Annotated in this window: 15 protein-coding genes; all 15 read right to left on the bottom strand. The window is 50.1% G+C overall.

Going from position 1 to position 14,197, the window contains the following annotated elements:
• Nucleotides 1-16: 16 nt before the first annotated feature.
• Nucleotides 17-958, bottom strand: coding sequence for a ribosome biogenesis GTPase YlqF (ylqF, locus tag HMPREF2700_RS05100; RefSeq protein ID WP_049322861.1), 942 nt, complete (start codon nt 956-958; stop codon nt 17-19).
• 93 nt (nt 959-1,051) lie between these two features.
• Nucleotides 1,052-1,288, bottom strand: coding sequence for a protocatechuate 3,4-dioxygenase (locus tag HMPREF2700_RS05095; protein WP_049351430.1), 237 nt, complete (start codon nt 1,286-1,288; stop codon nt 1,052-1,054).
• A gap of 34 nt (nt 1,289-1,322) precedes the next feature.
• The gene (gene rapZ, locus HMPREF2700_RS05090) at nt 1,323-2,177 is read right to left on the bottom strand and encodes an RNase adapter RapZ (protein ID WP_070590737.1); all 855 of its coding nucleotides are present in this window, start codon (nt 2,175-2,177) and stop codon (nt 1,323-1,325) included.
• On the bottom strand, nt 2,158-3,120 hold the full coding sequence (gene hprK / locus HMPREF2700_RS05085) for an HPr(Ser) kinase/phosphatase (protein WP_003747372.1): 963 nt from the start codon (nt 3,118-3,120) through the stop codon (nt 2,158-2,160). The genes rapZ and hprK overlap by 20 nt, the downstream gene beginning before the upstream one ends.
• Before the next feature lie 3 nt (nt 3,121-3,123).
• The gene (gene ptsN, locus HMPREF2700_RS05080) at nt 3,124-3,573 is read right to left on the bottom strand and encodes a PTS IIA-like nitrogen regulatory protein PtsN (protein ID WP_003747374.1); all 450 of its coding nucleotides are present in this window, start codon (nt 3,571-3,573) and stop codon (nt 3,124-3,126) included.
• A gap of 269 nt (nt 3,574-3,842) precedes the next feature.
• Nucleotides 3,843-4,763: a 4-hydroxybenzoate octaprenyltransferase gene (ubiA, locus tag HMPREF2700_RS05075; RefSeq protein ID WP_070590734.1), complete on the bottom strand. Its 921-nt coding sequence runs from the start codon at nt 4,761-4,763 to the stop codon at nt 3,843-3,845.
• 174 nt (nt 4,764-4,937) lie between these two features.
• Nucleotides 4,938-5,432 carry a chorismate--pyruvate lyase family protein gene (locus HMPREF2700_RS05070; protein WP_070590731.1) on the bottom strand — a complete coding sequence of 165 codons (495 nt, stop codon included), beginning with the start codon at nt 5,430-5,432 and terminating at the stop codon, nt 4,938-4,940.
• Entirely contained in the window at nt 5,422-6,078 is a 657-nt protein-coding gene (bioD, locus tag HMPREF2700_RS05065; protein ID WP_070590729.1) for a dethiobiotin synthase, read from the bottom strand. The genes HMPREF2700_RS05070 and bioD overlap by 11 nt, the downstream gene beginning before the upstream one ends.
• Nucleotides 6,075-7,364, bottom strand: coding sequence for an adenosylmethionine--8-amino-7-oxononanoate transaminase (gene bioA / locus HMPREF2700_RS05060; RefSeq protein ID WP_070590853.1), 1,290 nt, complete (start codon nt 7,362-7,364; stop codon nt 6,075-6,077). The genes bioD and bioA overlap by 4 nt, the downstream gene beginning before the upstream one ends.
• Nucleotides 7,365-7,416: 52 nt before the next feature.
• Nucleotides 7,417-8,322: a DMT family transporter gene (locus HMPREF2700_RS05055; protein WP_070590726.1), complete on the bottom strand. Its 906-nt coding sequence runs from the start codon at nt 8,320-8,322 to the stop codon at nt 7,417-7,419.
• Between the two features lie 194 nt (nt 8,323-8,516).
• Nucleotides 8,517-9,719: a tryptophan synthase subunit beta gene (gene trpB / locus HMPREF2700_RS05050; RefSeq protein WP_070590723.1), complete on the bottom strand. Its 1,203-nt coding sequence runs from the start codon at nt 9,717-9,719 to the stop codon at nt 8,517-8,519.
• Between the two features lie 111 nt (nt 9,720-9,830).
• Entirely contained in the window at nt 9,831-10,241 is a 411-nt protein-coding gene (locus tag HMPREF2700_RS05045) for a hypothetical protein (protein ID WP_070590721.1), read from the bottom strand.
• Nucleotides 10,242-10,245: 4 nt separating this feature from the next.
• Entirely contained in the window at nt 10,246-10,848 is a 603-nt protein-coding gene (locus tag HMPREF2700_RS05040) for a DNA glycosylase (RefSeq protein WP_070590852.1), read from the bottom strand.
• 36 nt (nt 10,849-10,884) lie between these two features.
• Entirely contained in the window at nt 10,885-11,505 is a 621-nt protein-coding gene (locus HMPREF2700_RS05035) for a phosphoribosylanthranilate isomerase (protein WP_070590718.1), read from the bottom strand.
• A gap of 304 nt (nt 11,506-11,809) precedes the next feature.
• On the bottom strand, nt 11,810-14,035 hold the full coding sequence (locus HMPREF2700_RS05030) for a DNA internalization-related competence protein ComEC/Rec2 (RefSeq protein ID WP_070590715.1): 2,226 nt from the start codon (nt 14,033-14,035) through the stop codon (nt 11,810-11,812).
• Nucleotides 14,036-14,197 lie beyond the last annotated feature (162 nt).

The following is a 14,197-nucleotide window of genomic DNA, read 5'->3' as shown; positions in this document are numbered from 1 at the left end:
CAGACGGCCTTTTATATTAATCGGCAGAAGGCTGCTGCCCTTTTCTTTCCGCCTTTCTGGCTTCGCGAATGGCTTTGAGTTCGGCCTCTTTCTGTCTGGCTTTTTTCAGCCAAGTTTCCCATTGGTTTGGCGTTTCCAGCGTAATTCTGCCGATTTTGCCTTCGCGGAAATCAGTCAGGATATTTTCAGCGGCCTTTTGGTAGTTGACTCGTCCGCCGCTCAAAACCGCACCGCGTTTTTTGGCAATCCACTCCAGCCAAGAAGTATCGTCCCAATGACTGCTTGGATCTTTGTCGGCTTGATAGCGCTCTTGCAACAGGGCCAGATAATGGCGGCGGAGGTAATCCAAAAGCTCAAGTGCTACTTCTTCTTCATCCAGCGCGTTGCGTCCAACTGCACCGCCGGCCGCAAGGTTGTAGCCGCCTTCTTCGACGATAATTTTTGGCCACAACATACCGGGGGTATCGTAAAGCCAGAAATCGTCTGCAAGGAAAAGGCGCTGTTCGGCTTTGGTAATACCGGGTTCGTTGCCGGTTTTGGCAGATTTTTTGCCGATCATACCGTTAATCAAGGTGGATTTGCCGACGTTGGGGATACCGCAAATCAGAACACGCAACGGCTTCTCAATACCTTGGCGATGCGGAATCATGGCGCGGCAGGCTTGGGTAATTTTGCCATGAGCGCCGGTTTCGGAAGAATCAAGCGCAATGGCGCGGGTATCTTGGCGGCTGTTGTAGTGTTCGAGCCAAACTTTGGTGCGCTCGGGATCGGCAAGATCTTGTTTATTTAAAATTTTCAGTTTGGGCTTGCCTTTGGACAACTGGGCAAGCAATGGATTTTCGCTGGAAGCAGGCATACGCGCGTCCAACATCTCAATCACCATATCAACGCTTTTAATGCGTTCGGCAATGGCTTTTTTTGCCTTGTTCATGTGGCCGGGAAACCATTGGATAGCCATGTCTTTTTATTCTTTCTATTCGTATCTGAGGCCGTCTGAAAAATCATTGTTTTTCAGACGGCCTCGGTATTTGGATAATCGGTCAATCAGGATTTAGAGATTGCCATGCTCGTAGCTGTAATAACCTGCTTCATCCATACATTGCTCAAACGTTTTGGATGTATCGCCACGTTTGGTTCCATTTTGAACTTGTGATTTGCAGGTATTGATTTGGCGGGAAACTTCAGCTTCGCTTGCGCCGGTACGGTGCCAACGGTAAGCAGTGACAGGCTCTGTTGCACAGGCGGTCAAGATAAGCAGGGATAATGCGGTCAGACTGATTTTTTTCATGGTTTCTTCCTTTGAGGCCGTCTGAAACGGCAAGTTAGCGTCCTGCCAAGCTTTGTGCCTGACGGTGACGGACAAGGAGTTCGTAACGGCCTTTGAGGCGTTCGGCCAGTTTTTCCACAACATAGACGGAGCGGTGCTGACCGCCGGTACAACCGATGGCAATCGTCACATAACTGCGGCTCTCTTGTTGCAGGCGCGGCAGCCAGTGGCTAATAAAATGGTCGATGTCATCAACCATTTCTTGAGCCAACGGCTGCTGGCCCAAATAATCTTGAATAGGCTTGTCCATGCCGGTAAAGGGACGCAATTCCGGATCGTAATACGGATTGGGCAGGCTACGCATATCAAACATAAAGTCGGCATTGTTGGGGACGCCGTATTTGAAACCAAAGGATTCAAGAATGACCAGCAAACCGACACGTTCAATGTTGAGCCATTGTTGTACAGCATAACGCAGCTGCTGTGCGTTCATTTTGGACGTATCGATGCAATATGCGATGTCTTTAAGCGGGAAGAGCCACTCGCGTTCTTTTTGCAGGCTTTCCAACAAAGTCAGGTTTTGGCCGGACAAAGGATGTCCGCGACGGGTTTCTGAGAAGCGGCGAACCAACACGCCCTCTTCAGCTTCAACAAACAGGACTTCGACCTGATGCCCTTCATTACGTAAATATTGGATTTGCTCTTGCGCTTCTTGGATATTGATACCGGAACGAATATCAACGCTGACACCAAGCTGGGTTTCTTCGCCGCGTTCAATATGGTACAACACCAGCGAAGGCAACATTTCCAAAGGCAGATTATCAACGCAATAAAAGCCTGAATCTTCAAGTTGTTTGAGGGCTACGGATTTTCCTGAGCCGGATAAGCCGCTAATCAGGACGATTTTCATGATTTTGTTCGTTTTCTTTGAGTTGTGTTTGATGGCGTTCGAGGAATTCTTTGGTGCTGTCTTTACCGCGCAATTGAAGGATGTAATTACGCACTGCAGCTTCAACCAATACTGCTAAGTTTCGACCGATTGCAACAGGCAGGGTAACGGAACGGACGCTGACGTTGAGGATAGATTCTGTTTCGGTACGGATGCTCAATCGATCGAGTTGTTTCATGTATCCGTCGTCGGCCGGAACCAAATTAATAATCAGCTGGAGGATTTTTTTCGGACGGATGGAGGTTTCGCCAAAAATATGGCGGATATTGAGTATGCCCAAACCGCGTACTTCGAGGAAATCACGCAGCATAGGCGGGCAACGGCCTTCCAGCATTTCCGGGCCGGTACGGAAAAGTTCGACCGCATCATCGGCAATCAGGCTGTGGCCGCGCGAAATCAGCTCCAATGCCAATTCGCTCTTACCCAAGCCGGACTGCCCGGTAATGAGTACGCCCACTTCAAATACATCCAAAAATACGCCGTGCTTGATGGTGGAAGTTGCCAATGTGCGTTGCAGATAAATCCGCAAAACGTCCATCAAGTGCGGGCTTTCCTGTTTAGAAGTCAGTAAGGGGATACTGTTGGTATGGCAATAATCGCGTAATTTGGGCGAAACCGGCAAACCGTTGGCGACGATGACCAAAGACATGGGGATGTCGAAAAGCTCGCCGAAATCATAGTTGAGTTCGCCCGATTCCAGACGGCGTAAATATTCGGCTTCGGCTACGCCGACAACTTGAATTTGGTTGGGATGGATAAAGTTTAAGTGGCCGACCAAGGCCAAGACGGGTTTATCGGCTTCGACACCGATACGGTTGTCCGCGCCGGAATTGCCGGCAGCCCAAGCAAGTTCGAGTTTGTGCTGATTATCGGAAAACAGGCGGCGGACGGATATGCTGGGCATGAATTACTCTTCGGTCAGGAGTGTGCGTACTTCTTCGGCAGAAGTCGCGGCCATCAATGCTTCACGGACGGCTTTTTGAGAGAATCTGCCGGCCAGTTTGGACAAGACTTCCAAATGTTCGCCGGTAGCGTTTTCAGGCACAAGCAGGATAAAAATCAGGGAAACGGGTTTGCCGTCGGGCGCATCAAAGGCGACCGGCTCTTTGGTGCGGATAAACGCACCGGTAGCTTTTTTCACGCATGCGTGACGGCCGTGGGGAATCGCCACCCCCTGCCCCAAACCGGTCGAACCGAGTTTTTCACGGGCAAACAGGCAGTCGAACACGTTGGCGTTCGGTAATTCTGCTTCATTCTCCAGCAGCTGTGCGGCCTCTTCAAACAGACGCTTTTTGCTGCTGACTTCCAAATCCAAAACGATATGGGACAAAGGTAAAATTTCGCCGATCAGGCTCATATGTATCTCTTTTAAATGTCGCAAAACAATGGGATTGTACCGATTGTCGGTGCAAATCTCAATCCTGAAGGCGTAATTTACACTCGTCCCGCTAACATTTTCCATGTTGTTTTTGATATTTTTTAACGAGCCGAAAATAATCCAACCATTTGATTATAATTAATTTAAAGTAAAAATTCCATCATTGGCTAAATCACGGTTTAAATAAAAAGGAGTATGTCCGGCATACTCCTTTTCCCTTTCTTTTCAGACGGCCCCAACCTCGTTTTTTAAAACAGTTTGGACACCAAAAACAACCAGAAATAATGGCAGACCAATCCGCAAACCCACGCCAAGCCGATGCGGTTGTTGGCCAAAAACGTTTGGAAGCACAACTGACGGTCGCTCGTACGGATGGCGGCATATTGTTGGCACTGCCAATACGCGGTTATCGGCAATACCAGCCAATACGGCCAAGTTGCGCCAATTTTGATACCCAACACCACCATCAATACCGTAAACCAAAAATGGCAAAGCATGGTTGCGCTAATGTCGTGATGGCCAAATGTGATTGCCGAAGTTTTAATGCCGATTTTCAAATCGTCTTCTTTGTCCGCCATGGCATAAATCGTGTCGTAAGCCAGCGTCCATAAGGCATTGGCGGTAAACATCAGCCACGCTTCGGGAGGCACTCGGCCTTGCACGGCGGCAAAGGCCATGGGAATGCCAAACGAAAATGCCAGTCCCAAATAAAACTGCGGCAACGGGAAAAAGCGTTTGGTAAAGGGATATGTGACGGCCAGAAACAAGGCCGGAAGGCTCATCAGCCAGGTAAAGCGGTTGAGCGGCACCAGACACAAGGCCGCCATCAGACACAGCATGACGGTCAAAAGCAGCGCTTCGGTTTTGGAAACCAAACCTTTGGCAAACGGGCGGTTTTTGGTACGCTCTACTGCGCCGTCAAAATTGCGGTCGGCAAAGTCATTCACGACGCAACCTGCGCTGCGCATCAGAAATGTACCTGCGGTAAAGGCAATAAAAATATCCGCGTCGGGAACGCCTTTAGACGCAATCCACAATGCCCAATAAGTCGGCCACAGCAAAAGCAGGGTACCGATGGGTTTGTCGATGCGCATCAGTTTGGCGTATATCACCATCCGTCCGACAGCGTAACGCGGTAAAAATTGTAGGAAAAAGCGCCGTATGTTCATTGGTGTAATGTGTCGTTGTATATGTATGGATGCTGAAGGAAAGGCATTTTTAGAGCCTTAGCTCTTATTATAATTTATTGCCGTCTGAAATCAAACGAATCTTAACGATTTAATTTATTGTATTATAACAGAATTATGACAAACATCGGCAATCGGTTTTCTTTTCAGACGGCCTTATCGGTATAAATCCATTAATTTCAATAAGAAATATTCTGTTAATTCCAATATTTCGCCGTTCCAATTGAAATACGAACGGCGCGCGGTAACAGGCCGTCTGAAAGACGGATGATCGGCATCTTCAAAACGAAGAAACTCAAAATCCGAACGTTTCAACGGCAATGTACCGTCAAACAGACGCTCGCCCAAAGGCTGCGTTCCGCAATCTAATAATTCAGTCCATAGACGGCTATCCGGCCGGCACGCGCTTCTGGCTTGTATCACTGTTTCGCCGTCCAGTTTGAGCAAAACATCGCGCACAAAGATTTCGTCTCCGTTTTCCGCACCCTTCGTCAAACCCAAATACACCGGCTCGACTGAAAAATCCTTACCGGAAGCGCGTAAAGCGGCGGTTAGCGAAGAAACGGTCAGCAGTTGTCCGGCCTTAGACGGCAAAAGACTTGAAGCTTCGGCATGCGAACAAAGCGTGCCACACGGTATATCAAGCTCCATTTACCACCTCTGTTTTGGCCAACTCCTGCCATTTGGCTTCGGGAAACTCATCTTTCAGACGGCCTTTAAGATATTCCAAGGTATCGCTGGCAACGGTTTCATCTTTGCTGTCGTGAATATGGTTGAAAATTAGACTGTGTAACCGGATGCCGTATTGTTTGAGCGCGGCGAAGCTGAGCAGGGTGTGGTTGATGCTGCCGAGCCGTCCGCTGGTAACGAGAATGACGGGATAAGCCTGTTGCTGAACATAATCAATGGTCAACAAATCTTCCGTCAGTGGAACCATCAATCCGCCCGCGCCTTCGACCAATACGATTTCATATTGCTCCGCCAATTTTTGCGTGGCGGCGCGGATTTTGTTTAAGTCCAAAGCCCTGCCATCCAGACGGGCAGCGAGATGGGGCGAGGCGGGATAGCTGAAGATTTCGGGCATGGTCAGCCCTTGTTTGTCGGCTTCCTGCAAGGATATGCCCATGATGTTGCGGTGGACGGCGATGTCGTCGGCGATGTTTTGGCAACCGGTTTGCACGGGCTTTTGCGTGATCACGCTTTTGCCTTGCTGCAATAATTGTTTTGCCAACACGCCGGTGGCGACGGTTTTGCCGATGTCCGTGTCTATGCCGCTGACGAAGTAAACGCCTTTCATTTGCTGTGTTCCTTCAAGATTTGTACGGTTTTGTCGGCGAGTTCGGTCAAGAGGCCGTCTGAAATGATGTAAGGCGGCATAAGGTACACCAGCCTGCCGAATGGGCGCACCCAAATGCCCTGCGCCACGCAGTCCGCTTGAAAACGCGCCATATCCACGCCTTTTTCCAGCTCGATCACGCCGATGGCACCCAAAACGCGCACGTCTTTCACGCCGCGAATGTCCCATGCGGTTTTCAGACGGCCTTTTAAAATGCTTTCGATGCGGCGGATATTTGCCTGCCAATCTTGGGACAAAAGCAGCTTGACCGAAGCGCAGGCAACGGCACACGCCAGCGGATTCGCCATAAACGTCGGTCCGTGCATGAACACGCCCGCTTCGCCGCGCGAAATCGTTTCGGTGACTTTTTGCGAAGTGATTGCCGCCGCTAACGTCATATAGCCGCCGCTCAAGCCCTTGCCGATACACATAATATCCGGCACGACCTCCGCGTGCTCGCAGGCAAACATCTTGCCCGTGCGCCCGAATCCGGTGGCGATTTCGTCAAAAATCAACACGATATCAAATTCGTCGCACAAATCGCGCAATCCGTGAAGATACTGCGGATGATAAAAATACATACCGCCCGCGCCCTGCACGACCGGTTCCAAAATAAAGGCGGCGATATCCGCATGATGCGCTTCAAACAAGGCGCGGACAGGCTGCAAATCCGCCTCGTCCCATTCATCGTCGAAACGGCTTTTCGGGTTATCGACAAAATAACGCTGTGGCAGAGCGCTGCCGAAAATATGGTGCATCCCCGTTTCCGGATCGCAGACGGACATCGCGTTCCAAGTATCGCCGTGATACCCGCGCCGCACCGTCGCAATATTCTGCTTCGCGGTCAAACCCCGCGCCTGCTGGTATTGCACCGCCATCTTCAGCGCAACTTCTACCGAAACTGAACCTGAATCCGCATAAAAAATACGGTCCAGACCCTGAGGCAAAATCCCGACCAACAACTTGCCCAATTCCACCGCAGGTTCATGCGTCAAACCGCCGAACATCACATGAGACATTTGCTTAATCTGCGCCTCAACCGCCTGATTTAAAAAAGGATGATTGTAGCCGTGTATCGCACACCACCAAGACGACATCCCGTCAATCAGCCGCGTGCCGTCCGCCAATTCAATATGCACGCCCTCCGCACGGCGCACCGGATAAACAGGCAACGGGTCGGTCATGGATGTATAGGGATGAAGCAAATGGGCGCGGTCAAAATCGAGCAGGGAGGAAGGTTCAGACATGTTGAAAACAATGGTTTGATTAGTTTCATTATTATATAACATATTTTCTATTTCAGACGGCACGTCTTCCGTACTGCATCAACGCCAATCCGCCCACCGCCGCCAAACAGCCGGCAACCAAGGAAACATGCAATGCCTCGCCCAAAAACCAAGCGGAACACAAAATACCGAATACCGGCACCAAAGTGATGTACGCCGCCGCGCTGCCTGCGCCCAAAGTCTTCACGCCTTCAAAATACCACGCATAGCTCAACACCGTTGCCCCGACAGACAAACCAATCAACGCAAACCAGCCCCTGCCGTCCATTTCGGCAAGCATACCAAACGGTAGGCCGTCTGAAATCAGCGCAGGCGGCAGCAACATCATTGCACCCAGCCAAGCGGTGGCCACGGTAACCGTCAGCGCATCAATCCCCTGCAACACCGCCCTGCCTATCATCGTATAAGTAACCAAGCAGCAAAGGCTGCAAAACACCAGTACTTCGCCCCACCCTATGCCGCCGCCCGACAAAAATGCCGCAATCTCGCCATGCGTAACCGCCCATATCGAGCCTGCCACTGCCAACAACATACCCGACACAATCTTGCCGTTGAGTTTCTCGCCAAATAACAAAGCTGCAAAAAACATCGTCAGCACAGGATTGAACGTGACCAATACCGTCGCCCTTGAAGCAGGAATCCGCTGCAAACCCAGCATAGACAATACGGTAAAACCAAATACGCCGAATGCCGCCGCCAGTGCCAACCCAAGCCATTGTTTACGCGACAAAACCGCCAAAGTACGCAACCGATACCGTGCAAACAACCAGCCCAAAAGCAAGATTGCCGCCGTCAAAAAGCGCAGCATACCGCCCGTTAAAGGCGGCAGCGCCTGTCCCAGCATCCGCCCCATCGGCCAAGATGCGCCCCAAAACGCCGCCATGCCCAATAGTTTTAGATGGATTGCTAAATGTTTCATGGTGATGGATAAATTGAATAATTGGTTTAGAAAGCGTACAAGCTCGGTTTGGAAGGATAAATTTCCTTAGCCGCCGATACTTGATAGAGTTTGCGCGGATAAAATACTACGCTGAATCATTATGGAAACAAAGGCCGTCTGAAAGACTGAAATCCAGCTTTTTCAGACGGCCTTTACTGCTCAATCAATAAGACTTACAACTCAATGCCTTTGAGTTTCGCCACGGTATTAATGTCTTTATCGCCGCGGCCGGAGAGGTTAACCAAAATCACTTGGTCTTTGCCCATTTTCGGCGCGTTTTTCACCGCCCAAGCAACGGCATGGCTGGATTCCAGCGCAGGAATAATACCCTCGAAACGGCAGAGCAAGTCAAAGGCTTCGAGTGCTTCGTCATCTTTGGCAACGGTGTATTCCACGCGGTTGATATCGTTCAAATGGCTGTGTTCCGGGCCGATGCCTGGGTAGTCCAAGCCTGCGGAAACGGAGTGCGTACCCAAGACTTGGCCGTTTTCGTTCTGCATCAAATAGCTACGGAAACCGTGCAATACGCCGATAGGGGCTTTGCTGGTAATCGGTGCGGCGTGGTCAGGCGTATCCACACCCAAACCGCCGGCTTCTACACCGACCAAACGTACGTTTTCTTCTTCGATATAAGGGTAGAACAAACCGATGGCGTTGGAGCCGCCGCCCACGCAGGCAACGGCAACATCAGGTTGGCGGCCGATGGCTTCCAACATTTGTTCTTTGGCTTCATTACCGATCACGCATTGGAAATCACGTACCATTTCAGGATACGGCGCAGGACCTGCGGCAGTGCCAATGATGTAGAACGTATCGTCCACACGCGCCACCCATTCACGCATGGCTTCGTTCATTGCATCTTTCAAAGTACGGCTGCCGCTGTCAACGCTGACCACGTTCGCACCCAATAATTTCATGCGGAACACATTCGGCATTTGACGTTGGATATCGTCCGCGCCCATGTACACGTCGCAAGTCATGCCGAAGCGCGCGGCAACAGTGGCAGAAGCCACGCCGTGCTGACCCGCTCCGGTTTCGGCGATGACGCGTTTTTTGCCCATGCGGCGGGCGAGTAATGCCTGACCGATGGTGTTGTTGACTTTGTGCGCGCCGGTGTGGTTCAAATCTTCACGCTTCAGCCAGATTTGCGCGCCGCCCAAATGCTCGGACAATCGCGCGGCATGGTAAACAGGGCTGGGACGGCCGATATAGTGTTTCAAATCATGGCGGAACTCTTCCCAAAATGAAGGATCTTCTTTCGCTGCTTTATAGGCTTCTGCCAATTCTTGCAAAGCAGGAATCAGGGTTTCGGAAACGTACAGGCCGCCGTGTTCGCCGAAAAAGCCGTTCTCGTCGGGAGCGTGATAATTTTTCATGGGATTTTTCCTTGTTCGTTTTATGGTTTCAGACGGCCTGATTCAGTATAAGGCCGTCTGAAAGTAAAATTGTCAGCAATTATAGCCGTTTTCCATTCATCTTGTCGGCAACTAATTGAATAATAATATCAGCAGACAAAATAGGAACAACAGCGTACAGCTCGATGTTGCAACCAACGCCGTACCCAACGGCGGCGCAATATGTTTTTCTTCGTTTTTGTTTCTCAAGCATATTTTTAATGCCAACATCCCCAGCCACAGTGCCAGCAACCAACAACCCAGAAAGTTAAGCACAAGCAAAGCAATAATCAACTCATTGGTATTTATAGTGCTTGCGTTCAAAAATATCCAATTAAGGCCCTTAATAGACATAATGACTGAAGATATTTGTATCACATATAAAAGCGTTCCGCCCAACAATACCCTGATGTACCATTGTTTGGCCTTCAGCCACACTGAGACGACATTAACAAGCCACCACAACGCCATAAACGTCATTAAAGAAATTTCATAACGGTCCATCGCTCTACTCCTGAAAAACAGTCAATCCAGCCATTTCAAAAAAAGCCCGATATGCCGCCGCTTTTTTCGCCAAACTCAAAGGATAGGCACGCGAAGTCGAAGGCAGGCGCGTCAGAGTCAAATCACGCCCCGCATAGGGGAACGGTACTGTTTCGCCAGTCTTCGGCATTTTCATGCCGCTGCCCTGAATCTCCAACAAAACTTCGGTTGCCTTGCCGCCGGTGGTGCAAAGATGGCGGCACTCGGGCATTTGCGCCAATACTGCCGCCAAATCGACGGTTTCTATCACTTTTAAAAACTTATCCGAAGCATTGCCATGTTCGCGTATTGCCTTCAACACGGTCGGACAGGATGCAATCCCTTTCTCACTTAAAAACGCTTTGATTTTATCGGCATCAAACGCTTTTTCGCCCTGCTTTTGAAAATGCGCCGCATCGCCGAAAAACACCAGCCCATACACACGCCACATATCGTTTTGAAAATTCGGATAATGAAACTGCATCGCGTGTTTTTCTTCTTTAGGCGGAAACGTCCCCATCATCATGACCGTTGCCTGCGGCGGCAACAAGGCTGCGAAGGGGTGGGATTCGACGATTGACTCTTGCATATCTGCATTCCTGTTGTTTTTCATTCAAACAAAATTTCAGACGGCCTTTACTGCCTGAATAAACGCCGCCATTTTCTCCCTGCTCTTAACCCCGCCGGAGATTTCCACGCCGCCGGACACATCCACCGCCGCCGCGCCACTGATTTTTACCGCTTCGGCAACGTTTTCCACAGTCAATCCGCCGGCAAGTATCCACGGTTTGCTGATATTGCCATACAACATGGTCCAGTCAAAACTTTGTCCCGTACCGCCGTATTCGGTCGGATGATAGGCATCAAACAGCAAGGCGCGGGCATTCGAAAATTTGGTACAGGCCGTCTGAATATCGGCAGCGGACTGTACACGCACAGCCTTCAAATACGGGCGGTCAAACCGACGGCAAAAATCATCGTCTTCATCACCGTGAAACTGAATCACATCTATCGGCACCTGACGCAAAATTTCGCGGATGGTTTGCTCGTTTTCATTCACAAACAAGGCCACCACCGATACAAACGGCGGCAGGTTTTTCACAACCGCCTGCGCCTGCTCAATACTCACTGCCCGTTTACTCTTGGCGTAAAACACCAGCCCGATGGCATCCGCGCCTAATTCGGCTGCGGCCAGCGCATCTTCAGGTCGGGTAATACCGCAAATTTTGGTGCGTATGGTGTTCATGGGGATTGCCTTTTTAAACAGATGGGTCGGATATTATATAAGTTTAAGGCCGTCTGAACATGAAATATCAGGTTCAAACGGCCTTAAACTTTAAAACAACCATCAGCCGATAATTACTAATAACTTTGTAATTATTACCCTATCTTAAAACTGCCTATTTTTTCATCACGATTAATTTATTCTTTATTATCAAATATCAAACCAAACTATCCACAATTGGATTCACACAAAATTTGGATAATGCCCGTCAATAAAAAATATTAAGGCCGTCTGAAAAAGTCTTTCAGACGGCCTTTTAGCCTTTTTACTCAAACGGTTTCTTCTGCCAATAAAACTTATCCTTTTTCAGACGGCCTTGAAATATATCGCCCTGTCCCAAAGCAAACACCAACGCGCCTGACAAATCCGTTCTCAACAAAGCAATACCGTGCGCGCGTACACGATTTTGTACGGCAACGGTCGGATGTTTGTAAGCATTGGCATAGCCGCTGGATGCCACGGCATATTGCGGCGAAACCGTATGCAGAAAGCTGCCCGACGAAGCCGTGCTGCTGCCGTGATGTCCCAATACCAACACTTGGCTATACAGTGCATTGCCGTATTTCTCAATCAAACCTGCCTCGCCCTTCACGCCCAAATCGCCGGTTATCAACAAGGCTTTGCCGTTTGCCACGACACGCAACACGCAGCTTTGGTCGTTATCTTCCTTGCCCGTATTTTCAGACGGCCTGAGCAACTCAAAATCTACGCCGTCCCATTGCCATTTGTCTTCTTGGCAAAACTCTGCATTCGGATAAAACTCAGGTTGTCCGGCAAGCAATTTATCGGTACCGACAGCCGCTACACTTTGAAAACCGCCGTCATGGTCAATATCATGGTGCGACAAAATCAGGCTGTCCAAACGGCGCACGCCCATGGCGTTCAAACTCGGCACAATACCTGTTTGCGCCACTTGCTCCGTTCCCGTATCAAACAAAAGATTGCGGTTACGCGTTTGTATCAACACCGACAAACCTTGCCCTGCATCCATCACCGTAACTCTTGCCACCCCCTCCTCCAGCTTGGCAGGACGGTAAAATACAAAACCCAATAAAACCAGACATGCCCAAGGTTTTAAGCCCATTCCTTTAGGTAGCAATAACAGCAAAGCTGCCATCATCGCCAACACCAGCAAAGGCACAGGCGCCGCTGCGACGGCAAATTCAGGCGATACCGTAGCCAGCCATACCAAACCGCGTAAAGTATATTCCGCCAAAAATGCCGCTACCAACTGGATAGGTTCAAACGGGAAAACCGAACCCAGCAAAGCCAACGGCGTCAACACCCAAGAAAACCAAGGAATAGCCAGCGCATTAACCAACGGGCTGAGCAAAGGTAACGAAGCAAACAAATAGCCCAGCAATACCACCGACAATACAGTCGCCGCCCATTGCCCCCGTACAGCCAAACGCCAGCCCGACTCTTTCAGACGGCCTGATGAAGCCCAAATCAAAGCAGCAACCAAACCGAAAGACAACCACGTTCCCACGCCCAATACGGCCAACGGATCCAACAACAAAACAACGGCCAAAGCCTGCCACCATGCTGTCCAACCCGAGTCGCCACTGCTGCGCCACCATGCCCACGCAAACGCAGCCAACATCAACACACTGCGTTGCGTCGGTACAGAAAAACCGGCCAAAAGCGCATAAAACAAAGCACCGGCAACACCGCCTGCCAATATCCACACACGCGGTTTTGCCGGAATCCACGGCAAATAACGAAAAATTCGCTTGATCAGCCAGGCAAACAATACCGCCACCATCGTCACATGCAAGCCCGAAATACTGACTAAGTGCGTCAGTCCCAAAGGCCGGAATGCCTGCCATAAAGGCGGCCGCAACGCCGATTGCTCGCCAATACTCAAAGCACGCATCAGCCCTATGCCGTCTGAAAACTCAGGATATTTGTCCCCTATTCTCTTCCAACTCCGGCTTACCGCATCACGCATATTAGCCAAATCAAAACCACCGCCTTGCCGCACGAGTTTCCTATCGCGCCCCAAAGTACCCATGCCATCGATACCATTGGCCAAAGCCCATGTTTCACGGTTCAAACCGCGCACATTCACTTCACCAATCACCGGCTTTACCCGCGCCGATACAGACCACCTGCTGCCTACCGCCCAATCGCGCCGCTGATAATCGGACAACATCAAATCAAAAGCCTGCCCACGTTCATCCCAAGCCCTTGCCGCAAACTGCACACGCCGACCATCATCACGCGGCATATCCGCCACTTCAACCGTCAAAACTTTAGCCACTGCCTCCCCCACAGGCCATTGACCAGCCAATACCAGCCCGGTCCGCCACACCCCAAACACCATGCCCACACAGACGGCCAGCACCAACCAAGCCACAGCAAATCTTCGACACAACGCAAGCGTAACAATGATTACAGACAACCAAGCCCACCATGGCGGCACAAACGGCAACGCAAACGAAAGTACTACACCCACCACCCAAGCAGGCAACACAAACCGCCACGCCATGAACGTTTTCCCTTAAATTATGATTATTAGATATGTAATAATAAATACTTTTAGTAGATTATGACAAACACCAACCAGCATTAGCAGATAAAAAGAGCGGTTCAAATCATTTCAAAACCGGTAGACGCAAAAAAACGCAATCTGAAACAGATTGCGTTTTTT

This window comes from Neisseria sp. HMSC068C04, from assembly GCF_001810105.1.
Taxonomy (GTDB): domain Bacteria; phylum Pseudomonadota; class Gammaproteobacteria; order Burkholderiales; family Neisseriaceae; genus Neisseria; species Neisseria flavescens_B.
Note: the sequence above shows the minus strand (reverse complement) of the source record. Positions and strands in the feature narration are given on the sequence as shown.